The sequence below is a fragment of the Amycolatopsis sp. NPDC114504 genome, from assembly GCF_055633595.1.
The window spans coordinates 326,456-344,040 of sequence record NZ_JBVKDU010000004.1 but is presented as its reverse complement, the minus strand read 5'-3'; the positions used below and the strand labels follow the sequence as shown (position 1 = coordinate 344,040).

The 17,585-nt window shown below is 73.5% G+C and carries 20 protein-coding genes; 13 read left to right on the top strand and 7 right to left on the bottom strand.

Annotated elements, in window-relative coordinates:
* Positions 1-89: 89 nt before the first annotated feature.
* The 5 genes from ACZ7PG_RS31345 to ACZ7PG_RS31325 are packed head-to-tail and all read left to right on the top strand — an operon-like array spanning position 90 to position 3,699.
* Positions 90-338, top strand: coding sequence for a PLD nuclease N-terminal domain-containing protein (locus ACZ7PG_RS31345; RefSeq protein WP_470242731.1), 249 nt, complete (start codon positions 90-92; stop codon positions 336-338).
* Positions 335-1,237, top strand: a complete 903-nt coding sequence (locus ACZ7PG_RS31340) for an ABC transporter ATP-binding protein (protein ID WP_470242730.1) — start codon at positions 335-337, stop codon at positions 1,235-1,237. Before ACZ7PG_RS31345 ends, ACZ7PG_RS31340 begins: the two co-directional genes overlap by 4 nt.
* On the top strand, positions 1,234-1,917 hold the full coding sequence (locus ACZ7PG_RS31335) for a hypothetical protein (protein ID WP_470242729.1): 684 nt from the start codon (positions 1,234-1,236) through the stop codon (positions 1,915-1,917). The genes ACZ7PG_RS31340 and ACZ7PG_RS31335 overlap by 4 nt, the downstream gene beginning before the upstream one ends.
* A gap of 25 nt (positions 1,918-1,942) precedes the next feature.
* Entirely contained in the window at positions 1,943-3,058 is a 1,116-nt protein-coding gene (locus ACZ7PG_RS31330) for a sensor histidine kinase (protein ID WP_470242728.1), read from the top strand.
* Positions 3,055-3,699 carry a response regulator gene (locus ACZ7PG_RS31325; protein ID WP_470242727.1) on the top strand — a complete coding sequence of 215 codons (645 nt, stop codon included), beginning with the start codon at positions 3,055-3,057 and terminating at the stop codon, positions 3,697-3,699. The genes ACZ7PG_RS31330 and ACZ7PG_RS31325 overlap by 4 nt, the downstream gene beginning before the upstream one ends.
* On the opposite strand, the gene ACZ7PG_RS31320 is transcribed toward ACZ7PG_RS31325, so the two are convergent.
* Both ACZ7PG_RS31320 and ACZ7PG_RS31315 read right to left on the bottom strand, forming a co-directional pair.
* On the bottom strand, positions 3,696-4,253 hold the full coding sequence (locus ACZ7PG_RS31320) for a PadR family transcriptional regulator (protein ID WP_470242726.1): 558 nt from the start codon (positions 4,251-4,253) through the stop codon (positions 3,696-3,698). The genes ACZ7PG_RS31325 and ACZ7PG_RS31320 overlap by 4 nt on opposite strands.
* Positions 4,254-4,259: 6 nt before the next feature.
* Positions 4,260-4,649 (bottom strand): nuclear transport factor 2 family protein, encoded by a 390-nt coding sequence (locus tag ACZ7PG_RS31315; RefSeq protein WP_470242725.1) that lies wholly within the window; start codon positions 4,647-4,649, stop codon positions 4,260-4,262.
* A 163-nt stretch (positions 4,650-4,812) separates the two neighbouring features.
* Between ACZ7PG_RS31315 and ACZ7PG_RS31310 the strand changes: the two genes are divergently transcribed.
* Positions 4,813-5,655: an intradiol ring-cleavage dioxygenase gene (locus ACZ7PG_RS31310; RefSeq protein ID WP_470242724.1), complete on the top strand. Its 843-nt coding sequence runs from the start codon at positions 4,813-4,815 to the stop codon at positions 5,653-5,655.
* Here ACZ7PG_RS31310 and ACZ7PG_RS31305 read toward each other — a convergent pair.
* The 3 genes from ACZ7PG_RS31305 to ACZ7PG_RS31295 are packed head-to-tail and all read right to left on the bottom strand — an operon-like array spanning position 5,652 to position 7,463.
* Complete coding sequence (locus ACZ7PG_RS31305) at positions 5,652-6,017, bottom strand: Ohr family peroxiredoxin (protein WP_470242723.1); 366 nt, start codon at positions 6,015-6,017, stop codon at positions 5,652-5,654. The genes ACZ7PG_RS31310 and ACZ7PG_RS31305 overlap by 4 nt on opposite strands.
* 34 nt (positions 6,018-6,051) lie before the next feature.
* Positions 6,052-6,804, bottom strand: coding sequence for an SDR family oxidoreductase (locus tag ACZ7PG_RS31300; protein ID WP_470242722.1), 753 nt, complete (start codon positions 6,802-6,804; stop codon positions 6,052-6,054).
* Between the two features lie 56 nt (positions 6,805-6,860).
* A complete protein-coding gene (locus ACZ7PG_RS31295) occupies positions 6,861-7,463 on the bottom strand; it encodes a sigma-70 family RNA polymerase sigma factor family protein (RefSeq protein WP_470242721.1) in 603 nt (200 codons plus the stop codon).
* Positions 7,464-7,534: 71 nt separating this feature from the next.
* On the opposite strand from ACZ7PG_RS31295, the gene ACZ7PG_RS31290 reads away from it, so the two are divergent.
* The gene (locus tag ACZ7PG_RS31290; RefSeq protein ID WP_470242720.1) at positions 7,535-7,942 is read left to right on the top strand and encodes a cupin domain-containing protein; all 408 of its coding nucleotides are present in this window, start codon (positions 7,535-7,537) and stop codon (positions 7,940-7,942) included.
* 65 nt (positions 7,943-8,007) lie between these two features.
* Positions 8,008-8,883 carry an RNA polymerase sigma-70 factor gene (locus ACZ7PG_RS31285; protein ID WP_470242719.1) on the top strand — a complete coding sequence of 292 codons (876 nt, stop codon included), beginning with the start codon at positions 8,008-8,010 and terminating at the stop codon, positions 8,881-8,883.
* 4 nt (positions 8,884-8,887) lie between these two features.
* On the opposite strand, the gene fadD8 is transcribed toward ACZ7PG_RS31285, so the two are convergent.
* Positions 8,888-10,498, bottom strand: coding sequence for a fatty-acid--CoA ligase FadD8 (gene fadD8 / locus ACZ7PG_RS31280; RefSeq protein ID WP_470242718.1), 1,611 nt, complete (start codon positions 10,496-10,498; stop codon positions 8,888-8,890).
* Between the two features lie 714 nt (positions 10,499-11,212).
* Here fadD8 and ACZ7PG_RS31275 point away from each other — a divergent pair.
* Positions 11,213-12,478 (top strand): sigma-70 family RNA polymerase sigma factor, encoded by a 1,266-nt coding sequence (locus tag ACZ7PG_RS31275; protein WP_470242717.1) that lies wholly within the window; start codon positions 11,213-11,215, stop codon positions 12,476-12,478.
* A gap of 18 nt (positions 12,479-12,496) precedes the next feature.
* On the opposite strand, the gene ACZ7PG_RS31270 is transcribed toward ACZ7PG_RS31275, so the two are convergent.
* A complete protein-coding gene (locus tag ACZ7PG_RS31270; protein WP_470242716.1) occupies positions 12,497-13,132 on the bottom strand; it encodes a TetR/AcrR family transcriptional regulator in 636 nt (211 codons plus the stop codon).
* An 80-nt stretch (positions 13,133-13,212) separates the two neighbouring features.
* Between ACZ7PG_RS31270 and ACZ7PG_RS31265 the strand changes: the two genes are divergently transcribed.
* The 4 genes from ACZ7PG_RS31265 to ACZ7PG_RS31250 are packed head-to-tail and all read left to right on the top strand — an operon-like array spanning position 13,213 to position 17,559.
* Entirely contained in the window at positions 13,213-14,058 is an 846-nt protein-coding gene (locus tag ACZ7PG_RS31265) for an SDR family oxidoreductase (protein ID WP_470242715.1), read from the top strand.
* Between the two features lie 56 nt (positions 14,059-14,114).
* Entirely contained in the window at positions 14,115-14,636 is a 522-nt protein-coding gene (locus ACZ7PG_RS31260) for a PadR family transcriptional regulator (RefSeq protein ID WP_470242714.1), read from the top strand.
* Positions 14,633-15,322: an ABC transporter ATP-binding protein gene (locus ACZ7PG_RS31255; protein WP_470242713.1), complete on the top strand. Its 690-nt coding sequence runs from the start codon at positions 14,633-14,635 to the stop codon at positions 15,320-15,322. Before ACZ7PG_RS31260 ends, ACZ7PG_RS31255 begins: the two co-directional genes overlap by 4 nt.
* Positions 15,319-17,559: an FtsX-like permease family protein gene (locus ACZ7PG_RS31250; protein WP_470242712.1), complete on the top strand. Its 2,241-nt coding sequence runs from the start codon at positions 15,319-15,321 to the stop codon at positions 17,557-17,559. The genes ACZ7PG_RS31255 and ACZ7PG_RS31250 overlap by 4 nt, the downstream gene beginning before the upstream one ends.
* The last annotated feature ends 26 nt before the right edge of the window (positions 17,560-17,585 follow it).

Genomic DNA, 17,585 nt, shown 5'->3' with positions numbered 1-17,585 from the left:
GCCTATCCCGGAGTCGCCGAAGATCGGATGCGCGCGCACGGGCGGGTCGGCGATCGTGGGTCCGACAGACCGACGTGAGGAGAAAGCCCATGCATCCGGCCGCCCTGATCGAAGGCCACGAACAGACCTGGTCGTGGCTCGTGCTCGGCCTGACCGGCGCCGTCCTGCTGGCCTTCGTCGTGCTGTTCTTCGCCGCCCTGATCAGCATCCTCGGCTCGCGGCTGACCGGCGGCATGAAGCTCGTCTGGGTGATCTTCGCCTTCTGCGCGCCGTTCCTGGGCAGCCTGCTGTGGTTCGTGGTCGGCCGTCGGGACGCCTACGAGCCGGCGCGCCGATGATCGTCGCGGAAGGGCTCGCGAAGACCTACCGCGGCGGCGCCGGCGTCGACGACCTGTCCTTCACCGTGCGGCCCGGGGTGGTGACGGGCTTTCTGGGGCCCAACGGCGCCGGCAAGTCCACGACCATCCGGCTGATGCTCGGCCTCACGCGCGGCCGCGGCCGGACCACGTTCGGCGGCCGGCCGTACGCGGAGGTCCCCGGTCCACTGCGGACGGTCGGGGTGCTGACCGACGCCGCGGCGGTGCACCCCGCGCGCCCGGCCGCGGCGCACCTACGGATGGTCGCCGCGGGCGGGGGCCTGCCGGCCCGCCGTGTCCGCGAGGTGCTCGCGATCGTCGGTCTCGAGTCCGTCGCGCAGCGGCCCGCCGGCCGGTTCAGCCTCGGCATGAAGCAACGGCTCGGCCTGGCCACGGCGCTGCTCGGCGACCCCGAGTACCTGATCCTCGACGAGCCGGCCACCGGGCTCGACCCCGAGGGCGTGCGGTGGATCCGCGACCTCCTGCGCCGGCTCGCGGGGGAGGGACGCACGATCCTCGCGTCCTCGCACCTGCTGGCCGAGATGTCGCTGCTCGCCGAGGACCTGATCGTCATCGGCGCCGGCCGGCTCGTCTCGGCCGGGCCGCTGAGCGAGTTCGTCGGCCGGCACGCGCGGGCCGACGTCGTGGTCCGCGTCGAGCACCCCAGCGTGCTGATGGTCGCACTGGCCCGCGACGGCCTGCGGGTGCGCCGGGAAGCCGCCGAACTGGTCGTCGACACCGCCGACACCGAACGGGTCGCGGCGATCGCCGGCCGGGCGGGCGTCGGCGTGCGGGAGCTGTTCGTGCGGCGGAACGGGCTGGAGGACGCGTTCCTCGCCGCGACCGCGGCCGCCGTCCGGCACCGCGGGGAGCTGCCGTGAAGAACGCACTGGCCTACGAGTGGACGCGGGCCCGTTCGCTGCGCTCGACGTGGCTGCTGCTGGCCGCCGCCGGAGTGCTCCAGTTCGCGTCCGGCCTGTACTGGGGCCTCAAACGCGACCTCGGCGACCTCGACGCGGTCACCTCGGCGTTCGGCCTCGTCGACCGGCTGGGGGCGCTGCTGGTCGCCGCGATCGGCGTCGCCGCGTTCGGGCTCGACCACCAGCACGGCACCCTCGCGACCACCCGGCTGGTGCTGCGCTCGCCGGCGCGGATCGTCGCGGCGCGGGCGCTGGTCACCGCCGGGCTCGGGCTGCTGGGCGGGGTGCTGATGGTGGTGCTGACCGCCGCCGGGGTGCTGACCGGCGGGGGCGCCCTGCCTGCCGGCGCGGGGGCGGCAGGCAGGGCGGCGGGCGGGGTGCTCGCGCTGACCGTCCTGTCCGGACTCGCCGGGGTGGCGCTCGGCGGGCTGCTGCGGCACCCCGGGCTCGCCGTCGGGGTGTTCGCGGTGTGGACGTTCGTCGCGGAGACGACGCTGGCCGCGGTCGCCGACGTGCCGGTCACGGCGCTGCCCTTCAGCGGCACGGCGCTGTTCGCGCTGCCGGGGACGGCGGTGTTCGCCGTCCTGGTCGTCCTCGCCCTGGGCGCGACGACGTTCACCCTGGCTCGCCGTGACGGCTGATCCGGCGCGCCCTAACCTGGGCACGGTGAAGCGCTGGCTGAGCTGGTGGGACGGCCGCGTCGTCCTGCTGGCGCTCGACGTCGCGGTGGCGGCGGGCACGATCGCGTTCAGCCTGCTCGGCGGCGACCCGCGCGACCAGCACCCGGCGCTCTACGTGCCCGCGGTGGTCGTCTCCGGGCTCGCGCTGCTCGCGCGGCGCCGGTGGCCGCTCCTCGTGCTGGGGGTCGCCGCGCTGTGCTTGCCGGCGGGCGTGACGCTGCTGCCGGTGACCATCGCGACGTACTCGGTCGCGGCCCGGCACGGCGTCGGCTGGCAGACCGGGGCCGCGGTCGTCGTCGCCGGCGCGACCGGCAACGCGTTCGGCCTGCTGCGGCAGCCGGGGGACCTCATGATGGTCGTGATCGGGCTGGGGTTCTTCGTGCTCGGCCCGGTGCTGGGCGGGCTGTGGATGCACCAGCGCGCGACGTTGCTGGCCGTGCTGCGGGATCGCGCCGATGAGGCCGAGCGGGCCCGGACGCTGCTGGCCGACCAGGCCGTCTTCGCCGAACGACGGCGCATCGCGCGCGAGATGCACGACGTCGTCGCCCACCGGGTCACGGCGGTCGCGCTGCAGGCGGGCGCGCTGTCGCTGCGGGCGCCGGACGAGAAGACCGAGCAGGCCGCCGAGACGATCCGGGCCACCAGCGCGACGGCGCTCGACGAGCTGCGCGGCATCCTGCAGGTGCTGCGTGACGACGCCCCGGACCCGGGCCCGGGCGTGCTCGCGTCGCTGGAGGACCTGGTCGCGGAGGTCGCGGCGACCGGCGCGCGGGTCGAGCTGACCCTGCCGGACCCGCTGCCCGCGGTACCCGACCAGGTCGGCCGGGCCGTCTACCGGGTGGTGCAGGAGTCGCTGACCAACGCGGGGAAGCACGCGCCGCACGCGGCCGTCGACGTCCGGCTCGCCGTCACCGGGGAGCGGCTGGCGGTCGAGGTGACGAACCGGCTGACCCCGCACGGCAGCGCCGTCCCGGGATCCGGCTACGGCCTGGTGGGCATGCGCGAACGCGTCGAGCTGGCCGGCGGTGACCTGCGCACCGGCCCGACGGGCGACGGGCGGTTCCGAGTGGCGGCGGCGTTTCGGGTGGGGGAGGGCGTGTGACGGTCAAGGTCGTGCTGCTGGAGGACGAGGAGCTCGTCCGCAGCGGCATCCGGATGATCCTCGAGTCGGCCGACGACGTCGAGGTGGTCGCGGAGGACACGAACGGCGCGCGAGTGGTCGAGCTGACCGACCGCTACCGGCCGGACGTGGTGCTGACCGACGTCCAGATGCCGAAGGTGGACGGCATCGAGGTGGTCCGGCGGCTGGCGTCGCACCCGGCGGCGCCGGCGGTGGTGGTGCTGACGACGTTCGACGTCGACGAGTACGTGTACGCGGCCCTGCGCCACGGCGCGGCGGGCTTCCTGCTGAAGGACACGCCGCCGCGCGAGCTGGTCAACGCGGTCCGGGTGGCGGCGCGCGGCGAGGCGATGCTGTCGCCGAAGATCACCAAGCGGCTGTTGACGGACTTCGCGTCCGGAGGAGGGAACGCGCGGGCCCGGACGCGGCTTTCGGAGCTGACGCCGCGCGAGCACGACGTGGCCGTCCACATCGGACGCGGGCTGAGCAACGCCGAGATCGCCCGGGCGCTGGTGGTGAGCGAGTCGACGGTGAAGGTCCACATCGGACACATCATGGCCAAGCTGGAGGCGGCGAACCGCACCCAGGTGGCGATCGTGGTCCACGACGCCGGGCTGAGCTAGCGCGCCGCCCGGCGGTCGAGGATCTTCAGCGACTGTTCGCACCAGCGGAGGTTCTCCCGCTCGAACGACAGCCCGCGCATCAGCGTCAGGTACGGCCCCACCCGCTCGGCGTCGGCGAGGTAGTCGTCCTCGAAGCGGCCGTCGAGCAGCTTCGCCCGGAGGCGCTCGTACCGGTCGATCTTCGCCTCGGCGCGTGTCATCCGCTCCGCGAGCGCCTGGCGGACCGCCGCCTCGTCGCCGGTGTCGACCGCCTGGACCTGGATCAGCAGCTCGTCGCGGATCACACCCGGGCGGGGCGGGCGCGCCGTGAAGTCGTGGAGGGCCCGGGTGCCCGCCTCCGTCAAGGAGAACAGCCGCTTGTCCGGCCGCTTCTCCTGGTGGACCAGGCGGGCGCGGACCAGTCCCTCGGACTCCATCCGGTCCAGTTCGCGGTAGAGCTGCTGGGGTGTCGCCGGCCAGAAGTTGGCCACCGACGCGTCGAACCCCTTCGCCAGGTCGTAGCCCGACGCCTCGCCCTCCAGCAGCGCCGCCATCAGCGCATCACGCAGAGCCATAGTGAACTAGTTGAGTGCTTCGCGCTGGATCTGGTCGAACTGGGCCGCCATCGCTTCCGACAGCGCCTGCGCGGCCGACAGCGGGCGGACCATCACGGTGAACTCGTCGATCAGGCCGTCGTCGTCGAAGTGCAGGAAGTCGCAGCCCTCGACGCGCGCGTCGCCGATCCGGGCCTCGAACACGAGTGCGTGATCGCGGCCTTCGCCACCGCTCAGCTCGCGCACGTAACGGAAGTCCTCGAACACTCGCAGCACGCCGCGCAGGATGGCGGACGTGATCGCCTTGCCCGGGTACGGCTTGAACGCCACCGGGCTGCGGAACACCACGTTCTCCGCCAGCGTCGCGGCCATGGCGTCGGGATCACGGGCCTCGACGGCCTTGCGGAAGCTGGTCATGCCTCACCTCACCTAGTCAACTTGTTGAGTAGGAGTGTACCGCTCGGCGACCCACAGCGTCACCACAGCTCCGCCACAGGCCCGGCCGCCACCTTGGTTCAAGGCCGGATCAGGCGACCGTCAACCAGCCTTTACTCCCGAACCCGACCGCGAAAGGACACGCATGGACCACGACCACGAAGGACAACGGGTCAGCAGGCGCCGGATGCTCGCCGGGGTGAGCTCGGTCGGCCTGGGTGCGCTCGTCACGGCGTGCGCGGGCAAGAGCCCGGTCACGACGTCCACCGGCGAGACCGTCGCCCTGCAGGCGGTGACCGACGCGGACCTCACCGCGCTGTTCGCCGGCGCGCGGACCTGCACCCTCACCGCGTCCACCACCCAGGGTCCCTACTACTTCGACGCCGACAAGATCCGCAGCGACGTCCGCGAGGACAAGCAGGGCGCGAAGCTGCGGCTCGCCCTGCAGGTGCAGGACAGCGAGACGTGCAAGCCGATCCCGCACGCGGTGGTCGAGATCTGGCACTGCGACGCGGGCGGCCTCTACTCCGGCGCGGAAGCGGCGTCCGGCGGCGGGGGCGGTACCCCGCCGACCGGGCCGCCCCCGACCGGGACCCCGCCCACCGGCGGCCCGCCGCCCGGCGGCGACCAGGACCTCGAGCCGACCGACGACAAGCGGTACCTGCGCGGCGCCCAGGTCACCAACCAGCGCGGGACCGTCGAGTTCACCACGATCTGGCCGGGCTGGTACCGCGGCCGGACGATCCACGTCCACGTGATGGTGCACGTGGGCAACGAAAAGACCCTCACCACGCAGCTGATGTTCGACGAAACCCTGAACACCGCGGTGATGGCGACCGAGCCCTACGCGCAGCGCACGGGCCGGGACACCTTCAACGACGGCGATTCGATCTACCGGCCGAGCATGCTGCTGAAGGTCACCAAGGCCCGTGACGGGTACGTCGGCTGCATCGTGCTCAACGCCGACCCGGACCACGACGGCAGCTAGCTCAGTTTCGCGTACGGGCACAGCGTTTTCGCCCGTTCGACCAGCTCCCGCACGCCGTCCGTGCCCGGCCACGTGACGGCGACATCGGTGCGCAGCAGGGAACCGGCGCCGGCCGGATCGCGGCCGACGGCCACCGTCACCGCGACGGTCAGCGTGGCCGGGTCGGCGCCGGTCTCCCTCGCGAGCACGCTCAGCGTCGCGTGGAAGGAAGCGGCGTACCCGGCCGCGAACAGCTGCTCCGGGTTGGTGCCGCCGCCTTCCCCGCCGAGTTCGGCGGGGAGCCGGAGGTCCAGCCGGAGCGTGCCGTCGGTGGATCGCGCACGGCCGGAAGCCCGGCCGTGCGCGAGCTGCCCGCCGTCCACCGTGACCGTGGTGGTGTGGAAGGCGGTGAACCCGTCAGGCGCGGGAATCGCGGGCCAGCCAGTCGGCGAGCTTGGTCTCGGCGAGCTTCGCGCCCGGCCCGGGCAGGAGCTCCTCCGGCCCCGGCACCGCGCCGAAGTACGGCGCCTTCGGGTCGGTGACGACCTCGCGCGGGTCCTCGCGCGCGGTCAGCACCGTGCGGACCCACTCGTCGAGCCCGAAGACCTCGGGGCCGGCGATCTCGGTGAGGCCGCCGATCGGCTGCCCGGCCGCGGTCCGCGCGACGGCCGCGGACACCTCGGCCGCGGCCATCGGCTGGACGCCGGCGCCCGGCAGCCGCACGACGCCGTCGGTGGTCGAGGTGTCGGCGATCCCGCCGGCGAACTCGAAGAACTGCGTCGCCCGCACGATCGAGAACGGCAGGCCCGACTCGGTGATCAGCTTCTCCTGCGCGACCTTGGCGCGGAAGTAGCCGACGTCCGGCTGGCGGTCGGTGCCCACCACCGACAGCGCGACGTAGTGCGATACGCCCGCTTCCTTCGCCGCCGCGACGAGGTTCCCGGTCGAGGTGCGGAAGAAGTGCATCACGTCGTCGTCGGCGAACGACGGCGAGTTCGAGACGTCGATCAGGACGTCCGCGCCCAGCAGCACCTCCTTCAGCCCTTCGCCGGTGAGGGTGTTCACGCCGGTGCTGGGGGCGGCGGCGACCGCCTCGTGGCCGTGCTCGGCCAGCCGCGCGACCACGTTCGTGCCGATCAGGCCGGTTCCGCCGATGACGACGACCTTCATGTCCGTTCCTTCCGCTCGGCGCCGTCCCGGCGGACCCGGGACGGCTGCACAACCCACTAGGACAAGACAGCGCGTGCGTTCGTGACAACGGGCCAGCCTCGCAGCTTGGCGGGGTTGAGGACCAGCCAGAGCTCGGTGATCACCCGGTCGCGGGCCTGCCAGAGGACGACCGCCGCGACGCGGTCGTCGACCCGCACGACCAGGCCGGTGGTCCCGTTGACCGAGTGCTCGGCCACGCGCGTGCCGGGGCGGGGCGCCAGCAGGGCGAGGACGGCCCGCGTCACCTCGGCGCGGCCTCGCACCGGACGGTCCGCGGTGCGCAGCTTCCCGCCGCCGTCGAACCAGGCGGTGACGTCTTCGGCCAGCAGGGCGCCCAGTGCCGGCATCGACTCCTCGGCGCAGGCGGCGCGGAACCGCCGTGCGCGGTCGTCGGCCGGCGCGGGACGCGGGGGAGCGGCGAGCCGGCGCAGGCAGTGGCGGCCGACCGCCCGGGTCAGCCAGTCCGCCGGCGACGCGACGGCCGCCCGTTCGGCGGCGCCGAGCGCGTACCAGGCCCGGTAGGCCTCGTCGGCGACGTCGCCGGACCCGGTGAGCCAGGTGGCGACGTCCTGCAGGTGACGGCGTTCGGCGAGCAGCTCGGCCAGCGCGGGATCGACCATGTCCGTTCGACAAGACGGCGCGCCGGAACGTGACGTGTCACAGCGGCGGGGGCTGTCTTGTCTTCACTGGCATGACCACCCACATCCCGGGGCCGCCCCCGAAACTGGACGTCGTCGCGACCGTGCCGGGCGCGCCGCAGATCCACGAAAACGCCGAAGCCATGACGATCCTCGTCACGCTGCCGCCGGGCAGCCCGGGCGCGCCGCCGCACCGGCACTCCGGACCGGCCTACGGCTATGTGCTCAAGGGCGAGATCGTCTTCGAGCTGGAAGGCGAGCCCGAGCGGGTCGTCAAGGCGGGCGAGGCGTTCTGGGAGCCGGGTGGCGACGTCATCCACTACCAGGACGGAAACCACCTGTCCGACGCGGAATCCGCGTTCGTCGTCACGATGTTCTGCGTGCCCGGGCGGCCGATGCTGGAGCCGGTGAGCGCGGAAGAGCTGGCGGAACGGCGCGACCGGCGGGCACCGCGACCGTGACCGGGTGTTCGGGCGGCGGCCGGTACGCTGCCGCCCGGACCGTCCGTCGAAAGGGATCCGCACGCATGGAGGACACCGGCATCGAGGACGCGACCGCCGTCTTCGCGCAGGTGCGGCCGAGGCTCTTCGGCATCGCGTACCGCATGCTGGGCAGCGCCGCCGACGCCGAGGACCTGCTCCAGGAGGTGTGGCTGCGCTGGCAGGCCAGCGACCGGGCCGCGGTGCGCACCCCGGCGGCCTACCTGGCCACGACGACCACCCGGCTGGCGATCAACGCGACCAAGACGGCGTACGCGCGGCACGAGACCTACGTCGGGCCGTGGCTGCCGGAGCCGGTGGACACCTCGGCCGACCCGCAGCTGGGGGCCGAGCGGGGTGCCGCGCTGGAGCTGGCGGTGCTGCTCCTGCTGGAGAAGCTGACGCCGACCGAGCGCGCGGCGTACGTGCTGCGCGAGGCGTTCGACTACCCGTACGTCCAGATCGCCGAGATCGTGCAGACGACGGAGGTGGCGGCCCGCCAGCTCGTCAGCCGCGCGCGCAAGCACCTCGCGGCGGAACGGCGCACGCCGGCCGCGCTGCCCGAGCAGCGGCGGTTGCTGACGGCGTTCGTGACCGCGGCTCAGGAAGGCGACTTGTCGACATTGGAGGAGCTGTTCGCGGCCGACGTGATCAGCTACTCCGACGGCGGCGGCGCGGCCCGCGCGTCGCGCATCCCGGTGTGCGGAGCCGTGACGGTGGCGAAGTACGTCCGCGCGTTCAAGGACCGCTTCTGGGAGGGCGTGACGGTGACCCCGTCGCTCGTGAACGGCGCGCACGCGATGCTGCTGTCCCGCGACGGCGAGGTGTTCACGGTCCTGACGGTGACCGCCTCGGCCGAGGGCATCGACCAGGTGCTGTGGATGATGAACCCCGGCAAGCTCAAGGCGGTCGCCGCCGTATAACGCCCTACACGCTCGCTCCCTTGGGCTGGTACTGGGCCCGCAGCGCCTTCTTATCCGGCTTGCCCAGCCCCGTCATCGGCAGGGACGCCGCCACGATCACCTGCTTCGGTACGTGCACCGGGCCCTTCTTCTCCCGCACCGACGCCTGGATCTCGGCGGTCAGCTTCTCGATCGCCGTGTCGTCGGCGGCGGCGTCGGGGCGGAGGACCACCACCGCCGTCACCGCTTCGCCCCACTTGTCGTCCGGGGTGCCGATCACGCCCACCTGGGCGATCGCCGGGTGCTCGGCCACCACGTCCTCGACCTCGCGGGGGAACACGTTGAACCCGCCCGTGACGATCATGTCCTTGACGCGGTCGACGATGAACCAGAAGCCGTCCTCGTCCTCGCGGGCGACGTCGCCGGTGTGGAGCCAGCCGTCGCGGAACGTCTCCGCCGTCACCTCCGGCAGGTTCCAGTAGCCGGCCGCCAGCAGCGGGCCCGCCACGCAGATCTCGCCGGGTTCGCCGGGGGCGACCGGGTTGCCGTCGGCGTCGAGCAACGCCGTGCGCAGGAACGCCGACGGCCGCCCGCACGAAGACAGCCGCGCGTCGTCGTGGTCGCCCTTCGCGAGGTAGCTGATCGCCATCGGGGCCTCGGACTGGCCGTAGTACTGCGCGAAGATCGGGCCGAACCGGTCGATCGCCTCGCGCAGCCGGACCGGGTTGATCGACGCGGCCCCGTAGTAGACCGTCTGCAGCGACGACAGGTCGCGCGTGCGCGAGTCGGGGTGGTCCATCAGGGCGTAGAGCATGGTCGGCACCAGCATGGTGGCCGTGATCCGCTCCTCCTCGATGATCCGCAGGACGCCGGCCGGGTCGAACTTCGGCACGACGACCAGCGAGCCGCCCTTCAGCAGCGTCGGTGCGAAGAACGCCGCGCCGGCGTGGGAAAGCGGTGTGCAGATGAGGAACTTCGGCGCCTCGGGCCACTCCCATTCGGCGAGCTGGATCTGCGTCATCGTCGCCATCGCCTGCGCGGTGCCCATGACGCCCTTGGGCTTGCCGGTCGTCCCGCCGGTGTAGGTGATCGAGACGACCTGGTCCGGCGGCAGGTCGGCGGGCTTCAGCGGGCCCGGCTCGAACTTCGCGGCGGTCGCGGTCAGGTCCGTGCCGACGTGCGCCAGCCGCTCCGGCACCGGCCCGATGGTGAGCACCTGGGTCAGCCCCGGCACCTTTTCGAGCAGGCCGAGCGCGCGCTCGACGAACATCGGCACCGGGTCGATGATCAGCGTCGTGATGCCGGCGTCGCCGAGGATGTAGGCGTGGTCGTCGAGCGAGCCCAGCGGGTGCAGCGCCGAGCGCCGCGACCCCTGCATCTGGCCGGCCGCGATGATCAGCAGGACCTCGGGGCGGTTCAGCGACAGCAGCGCCACCGCCGCGCCCGTGCCGGCCCCGAGCTCCTCGAAGGCCTGGGCGTACTGGCTGACCTGCTCGGCGGTCCCGCCCCCGGTCATCGTGGTCTCGCCCAGCACCATCACCGGCGCGTCCCGGTGGCGCTTCAGGGCGGAGACGACCAGATGCCCGAGGTGGTTCGGATACCGCATCGCCTGCTCGTCCATCCCGGTCCCTTCCACGGCCAAATACTAGAACACGTTACTGTTTTCGGCACTATACCCGCACGGGGCAAGGGGTGTCCGGCTCCTGCTCCGGTGGAACAGGTTTCACGGGACGGGAGCGGCCTGAGCGCGGGCGACGGCCCGAGCGCGGGCGACGGCCTCGTCGCGGTCGGCGGGCAAGAGGTAGCCGGCGCCCGAGGCCCGGTCCGCCGCACTGGTTGAACAGCGTTCGCATAGGTGGTCGGCCGGAAGGCGGACTGCGCGTCCGGCTCGCCTGCGCGGCCTGCGAAAACACCTCCCGGCTTTCTGCGTCGTCACCCCGACGTAGGCGTAGCCCTCCCGCGGAAAGTGCTCGTACGACTGGGAGAAGTCGACCACGACGGTGCCGGTGAACCGCGCCGGATCGTCCGGCGCCGCCGACCGGCCGGCGTTCGCGGGCACCGCCGGGGAGACCCTCCTGACGGAGGGACGCGGACCGTCCACATCGGACACGGATACGGTGGCCACCGCCCTTCGTCCTACCGGTCCGGTAACGCCCCGGCAACGACGCGCCGCGGCACCGGGACGAAACCGCGCCGGAGTGCTCACCTACCTGACAAGACGCGGGTCCGGGAGGCTCACCGCGGAAGAATAAGGGCTTTCCTTGCCGAAACCTTGCGCCCGGCCTCTCGTTGGACGACTATCGCGTGACGTTCTGCACGTGCAAGCGCACGAGCAAAGGGGGAGGTGCGGGTGACCGAGGTGGCGCCGGCGGTGGCGGGGACGACGGATGTCCCGAGCGACGCGGTCTTGATCGAGGCGGTGCGGGGCGGGGACAACGCCGCGTACGGCCGGCTCTACGACCGGCACCTGGTCGCGGCCCGCCGGGTGGCGGCCGCGATCGCGTCGGACGAGGCGGAGCGGGACGACCTCATCGCCGAAGGATTCACCCGGGTACTACGGATTCTGCGCGCGGGGGAGGGTCCGGACGCGGAATTCCGGCCGTACCTGCTGACGACGATCCGGAACACGATGATCAGCTGGCGCCGGCGCGACTCCGCACTCTCGCTCGTCGCCGAGGTGCCGGACGTCCTGCCGAGTGAGGGCAGCGACGAGCCGGTGGACAACCGGATGCACGGCACCGTCGCCGCGGGCGCGTTCGCGAGCTTGCCCGAGCGGTGGCGGGCGGTGCTGTGGCGGACCGAGATCGAGGGCGACTCGCCGGCCAAGATCGCCGAAGACTTCGGGATGACGCCCAACGGCGTCGCCGCGCTGGCCTACCGCGCCCGGGAAGGGCTGCGGCAGGCGTACCTCGACCAGCACGTCCCGGAAGCCCGGCGGCGCAACTGCCGGATCGTCTCGGGCCAGCTCGCCCGCTGGGTGCGCGACGGCGTCGGGGACCACAAGGCGCACCGGATCACGACCCACCTGGACCGCTGCCCGGACTGCCGGAAGCTGGCCACGGGTCTGCGGGAGCTCAACGAAGAGCTGCCCGCCGCCGTCGCCCCGCTGATCCTGGGCATCCCGGTCGTCACGCACTGGCTGACCACCACCGGGTCCCTCGCCTCGTCCGGAGCGGCCGCGAGCACCGGGGCCTCCGTGCTTTCGTGGGCCACGGCGGCGAAGGTGGCCGCGGCGAGCGCGGCACTGGTCACCACGGTGACGATCGGCGCGAGCACGTCCGACGTGGCCCCGTCGCCCCCGGCCACCGGCGCGGACGGCTCGACGTCGCAGCCGGTGGGAACCCGGCCTGCCGCGGGCGTGCCCGGCGGCGACCAGCGCTCCCCGTCGGACGCGCAGCTCACGTCGGCACCGCCCGCGGCGGAGTCGTCCGCGGCGGGCGCGGCGGCCGTGACCACCGGAGCCGACGGGTCGGTCACGACGGACAAGCAAGCGGCGAAAGAGTCCAAGCAGGCCTCGAAAGAGGCGAAGCAGGAGTCGAAGCAAGCCGCCAAGGAGTCGAAGCAGGCGGCGAAAGAGTCGAAGAAGGCCGAGAAGACGAAGCAGCCCACGGAATGACCCGGCCGGCGCCCGGGCTCAGTCGCGGTCCAGCCACTCCGCGAGCAGGGCGCGCTCGGCGCCGGTGAGCTTCGACAGCTCCTGGGAAACCGCCGGCGCCGCCGGTGCGTCGGTGAGGATCCGGGCCAGCACGGCTTCGTACATCACCTCGGCGCGACCGGGGTCCCGGTCCGCCGGCGGCCGGGCCAGCAGGGTGAGCAGGGCGCCGGTGCCGGCGGCGTGCAGGAGCTCGGCCGCGAGGGGTTCGGGGACGCGCAGCCGGCCGGTCTCCGCGATGCGGTGCACCCGGGCGCGCAGGACCGCGAGCCCCGCGTCGGCCGCCGGGGACGTCCGGCCCGGCGTCACGAGCAGGCCGAACAGCGCCGCGTTGGCCAGGCCGAAGGCGATGTGCGCGTCCCAGCCGGCGCGGAGGTCCGCGACCGGGTCGCCGTCCCGCGCGGCCGTCTTCCCGGTGACGTAGGTGGTGAAGACGTGCTCGGCGACGGCGTCGAGCAGCGCGTCCTTGTCCTCGAAAAACCGGTAGAGCGCCGGCGCCTGCACCCCGGCCGCCGCGGCGACCGCGCGGATGGTGAGCGCGGCCGCGCCCTCGGCGTCGAGGAGCCGCGCGGCGGTCTCGACGAGGTGCGTCCGCGTTTCGCTCCGGCTCTTCGGCATGGTTTCGATGGTAACGCATGCTTGCTACCGACGGTGCTAACGTGGTTAATATCGACGTTGATCCACCGAAGGGGTGCACCATGATCGTGATCACCGGGGGGACCGGCAAGCTCGGTTCCCAGGTCGTCGAGCAGCTGCTGAAGCGCGTTCCGGCCGAGCAGGTCGGCGTCAGCGTCCGCGAGCCCGGCCGGGTGAGCGGCCTCGCCGAACGCGGCGTCCGCGTGCGACGCGGCGACTTCGCCGACCCGGACTCGCTCGCCGACGCCTTCGAAGGCGCGACGCAGGTTCTCATCGTCTCGACGGACGCCACGGGCGAGGCGGCGTTGCGGCACCACGTCGCGGCGATCGACGCCGCGCGGGACGCCGGGGTCAAGCGCGTGCTGTACACGAGTCACCAGGGCGCGGCCGACGACTCGCTCTTCGCGCCGATGCCCGACCACGCCGCGACCGAGCGGCACCTGGCCGCGGCGGGCCTGGCGTTCACCGCGCTGCGCAACGGCTTCTACGCCAGCACTGTCCCCCTGCTGCTCGGTCGGGCGCGGGAAACCGGCGAGCTGGTCGCGCCCGCCGACGGGCCGGTGTCGTGGACCGCGCACGCCGACCTGGCCGAGGCCGCGGCGATGGTCCTCGCCGACGAGGGCCGGTTCGACGGGCCGACGCCGCCGCTGACCGCTCCCGTCGCGCTCGACCTGGCGGACGTCGCGAACCTCGTCGGTGAGCTCACCGGACGCACGATCCGCCGGGTGGTCGCCGAGGACGACGAGTGGGCGGCCGGCCTGGTCGCGCACGGTGTCCCCGCCGGGCAGGCCGCGATGCTGCTCGGCATGTTCCGCGCCGCGCGCCGGGGCGAGTTCGCCGCCACCGGTCCCGACCTCGAAGAACTGCTCGGACGGCCGGCCACGCCACTGCGGTCGATCCTCGGCTGAGCACTATGCACGGGGTGTATAAACTCCGGCTATACACCCCGTGTACAGTCTCCCGCATGTCGATCGGACACACCCTGCTCGGGCTGCTGGAAAACGGCCCCCGGCACGGCTACGACCTGAAACGCGCCTACGACGACCGGTTCGGGCACGACCGCCGCGTCCACTACGGCCAGGTCTATTCGACCCTGGCCCGGCTGCTCAAGCAGGGCCTCGTCGAGGCCGACGGCATCGAGGCCGGCGGTGGCCCCGAGCGCAAGCGCTACGCGATCACCGAGGCCGGGGTCGCCGACGTCGGCACCTGGCTGGCGACCCCGGAGAAGCCGGAGGCGTACCTGCAGAACACGCTCTACACGAAGATCGTGCTCGCCCTGCTCTCCGGCCGCCCGGCCATCGACGTCCTCGACGTCCAGCGCACGGCCCACCTCGACGCCATGCGCGAGCTGACCCGCCGCAAGACCGGGGGTGACCTCGTCGACCAGCTGGTCTGCGACCACGCGCTGTTCCACCTGGAGGCCGATCTCCGCTGGCTGGAGCTGACCACGGCCCGGCTCGACCAGCTGGCGAAGGAGATCGCGTGAGCACCACGGGGGAAGTCCTGCTCGAAGCGGCCGAGGTCCGGAAGGCGTACGGGCCCACGGACGCGCTGACGTCGGCGAGCCTGCGGGTGCGCGCGGGGGAGGTCGTGGCCCTGATGGGCCCGTCCGGGGCGGGCAAGTCGACGCTGCTGCACTGCCTGGCCGGGATCGTCCGGCCGGACGAGGGCACCGTCCGCTATCGCGGCGACGACCTCGCCCTGCGGACCGACCGCGCGCGCTCGGCGTTGCGCCGCACCGACTTCGGCTTCGTCTTCCAGTTCGGCCGGCTGGTCCCGGAGCTCACCTGCCAGGAGAACGTCGCCCTGCCGCTGCGGCTGAACGGCGAGCGCGGCCGGGTGGCGGCGAAGCGGGCCCGCGACATGCTGGCGGAGCTCGGCCTCGCCGACGTGGCCGGCAAGCGGCCGGGCGAGGTGTCGGGCGGGCAGGGCCAGCGGGTGGCGGTGGCCCGCGCGCTCGTGACCGGCCCGAGCGTCGTCTTCGCCGACGAACCGACCGGCGCCCTGGACTCGCTCAACGGCGAGCAGGTCATGCAGCTGCTGACGTCCGTGGCCCAGGAGCGGGACGCGGCGGTGGTCCTGGTGACGCACGAACCCCGCGTCGCGGCGTACTCCGACCGCGAGGTCGTCGTGCGGGACGGCCGGACGCGGGAGCTCGAGGTGACCCGGTGATCCGGCGCTGGGTGAACGACCTCGCGCTCGGGATGCGCCTGGCGCTGGGCGGCGGCGGGACGCGGACGGCGCTGGTGCGGCTCGCGTTGACGGCGGTCGGCGTCGGCCTCGGCGTGGCCGTCCTGCTCACCGCGACGGCGATGCCGACCATGCTCGCCGCCCGGGACGACCGGGCGAGCGCGCGCTTCCTCGACGCGGGGGCGGTCGCCGAGGGCGTCGACCCGGTCCACGTGGTCACCCGCAACGACGAGTTCCGCGGCCGCGGCCTGCAGGGCTACCTCGTGCAGGCCACCGGGCCCCGCCTGCCGGTCGCGCCGGGCGTGGACCGGCTGCCCGGGCCGGGGGAGGCGGTGCTGTCCCCGGCACTGGCGGAGCTGCTGCGGTCGCCGGAGGGCGAGCTGCTGCGCACCCGGCTTTCGCAGCGGGTGATCGGCACCATCGGCGACGCCGGGCTGACCGGCCCGAACGAGCTGTTCTTCTACGTCGGCTCGGACACCGTCGCGCGGCAGCCGGACACCGCACTGGTGAGCCGGTTCGGGGCCGGGGCCTCCCACCGCGGCCTGTCCCCGCTCGAGCTGCTGCTGGTCGTGATGGGCGCGACGACCTGCCTGGTGCCGGTGTTCGTCTTCGTCATCACCAGCACCCGGCTCGCGGCGGCGGCCCGGGACCGGCGGCTCGCCGCGCTGCGCCTGGTCGGCGCGGACCGCGGCCAGGTGCACCGGATCGCGGCCGGCGAGGCGCTGCTCGGCTCGTTCGCCGGCCTGGCCGCCGGCCTGGCCCTGTTCCAGCTCATCCGCGTGCTCGTCCCGGAGATCACCGTGTCCGCCTTCCGCGGCGGCCTCTTCGGCACCGACCTCGTCCCCGACTGGCGCCTCGGCGCCCCGGCCCTGCTGGCGCTGCCGGTGCTGGCGTGCGCGGCGGCCGTGTTCGCGCTGCGGTCGGTCGTCATCGAGCCGCTCGGCGTCGTGCGGCGGGGGACACCGGCCCGGCGGAAGCTGCTGTGGCGCCTGTTTCCCGCGGTCACGGGCGGGGTGTTGCTGCTCACCGGCCTGGGCGGCGACAGCGCCGACGACCTCGCCGTGATCACCGGGGTGGTCCTGATCCTCATGGCCGTGCCCCTGGTGCTGCCGTGGCTGGTCGAGCGGCTCGCGGGCCTGCTCGGTGGCGGTTCGCCCGCCTGGCTGCTGGCCGTGCGGCGGCTCCAGCTGGACAGCGCGACGGCGGCGCGCCTGGTCAGCGGTGTCGCCGTGGTGCTGACGGGATTCATTGCCCTGCAAGGGGTCTACGACCGCGTCGCGAGCGAACGCCCCGCATCGAAGGAGATCCGGGTGCTCGCGAGCTACTACGCCACGAGTGTCGCCGACGGCGAGGCGTTCACCGCGGCCTTCCACGCGCTGCCCGGGCAGGGCGGCGTGCCGGTGCGGACCCGCGCGATGATCGAGACGGCGACGGGGCAGCGCTCCACGATCGTCGTCGCGGACTGCGCGCGGCTGCGGGCCGGCGGGGTCGCGGACTGCCGCGACGGCGACGTCTACGCCGGGACGGCCCGGACTAGTTACGTGCCCGCGCCGGGCGACCGCCTGTGGTCCTCCGAGCTCCGCCGGACCCACCGGGCCGAAACTCCTCAGTGGACGGTGCCGGCGGTGCACCGCGTGCCGTTGTCCGGGGTCGACGCGGCGGAGCTGTTCGTCACCCCGGGCGCGCTGGCGACGGCGTCCGACGTCGGGCTGACGGTGTCCGCGACCCTGCCGAACGGCGACCCGGACCTGGTGGAGCGCGTCCGGAACGTGGTGGGGTGGAACGGAACCGTGTACTCGCTCGGCACCGGGGAGGACGGCACCTACGCGCTGATCACCCGGGTGCTGTCGGTCGGCGCGGTCCTGGTGCTGCTGTTCGTCGCGGGCAGCCTGCTGGTCGCGGCCTGGGAGCAGCTGCGGGAACGCCGGCGCAGCCTCGCCGCGCTGCTGGCGAACGGCGTCGGGCGCGGCGTGCTCGCGCGGTCGCTGGTGTGGCAGCTGGTGATCCCGGTGGCGGTGGCGGTCGTCGTCGCCGTGCCGGCCGGGCTCGCCCTCGATTGGCTGGTGCTCACCCTCGTGGTGCACCGCCCGATGGCGGCCGACGTGCCGGCCATCGCGACCCTGACGGGGACCGCGATCGCGGCGGTACTGTTCGTCACCGCTTTGACACTGCCCGCGTTGTGGCGGACGGCGAGCCTGGAGAATCTGCGCGAAGAATGACCCGGCAAGCGGGCGGGTCCGGTTGT

Coding starts and splice junctions, on each gene's coding strand:
- ACZ7PG_RS31345 (WP_470242731.1), top strand. CDS start 90: ATGCATCCGGCCGCCCTGATCGAAGGCCACGAACAGACCTGGTCGTGG.
- ACZ7PG_RS31340 (WP_470242730.1), top strand. CDS start 335: ATGATCGTCGCGGAAGGGCTCGCGAAGACCTACCGCGGCGGCGCCGGC.
- ACZ7PG_RS31320 (WP_470242726.1), bottom strand. CDS start 4,253: ATGGCTCTGCGTGATGCGCTGATGGCGGCGCTGCTGGAGGGCGAGGCG.
- ACZ7PG_RS31315 (WP_470242725.1), bottom strand. CDS start 4,649: ATGACCAGCTTCCGCAAGGCCGTCGAGGCCCGTGATCCCGACGCCATG.
- ACZ7PG_RS31310 (WP_470242724.1), top strand. CDS start 4,813: ATGGACCACGACCACGAAGGACAACGGGTCAGCAGGCGCCGGATGCTC.
- ACZ7PG_RS31300 (WP_470242722.1), bottom strand. CDS start 6,804: ATGAAGGTCGTCGTCATCGGCGGAACCGGCCTGATCGGCACGAACGTG.
- ACZ7PG_RS31295 (WP_470242721.1), bottom strand. CDS start 7,463: ATGGTCGATCCCGCGCTGGCCGAGCTGCTCGCCGAACGCCGTCACCTG.
- ACZ7PG_RS31290 (WP_470242720.1), top strand. CDS start 7,535: ATGACCACCCACATCCCGGGGCCGCCCCCGAAACTGGACGTCGTCGCG.
- ACZ7PG_RS31285 (WP_470242719.1), top strand. CDS start 8,008: ATGGAGGACACCGGCATCGAGGACGCGACCGCCGTCTTCGCGCAGGTG.
- ACZ7PG_RS31270 (WP_470242716.1), bottom strand. CDS start 13,132: ATGCCGAAGAGCCGGAGCGAAACGCGGACGCACCTCGTCGAGACCGCC.
- ACZ7PG_RS31265 (WP_470242715.1), top strand. CDS start 13,213: ATGATCGTGATCACCGGGGGGACCGGCAAGCTCGGTTCCCAGGTCGTC.
- ACZ7PG_RS31260 (WP_470242714.1), top strand. CDS start 14,115: ATGTCGATCGGACACACCCTGCTCGGGCTGCTGGAAAACGGCCCCCGG.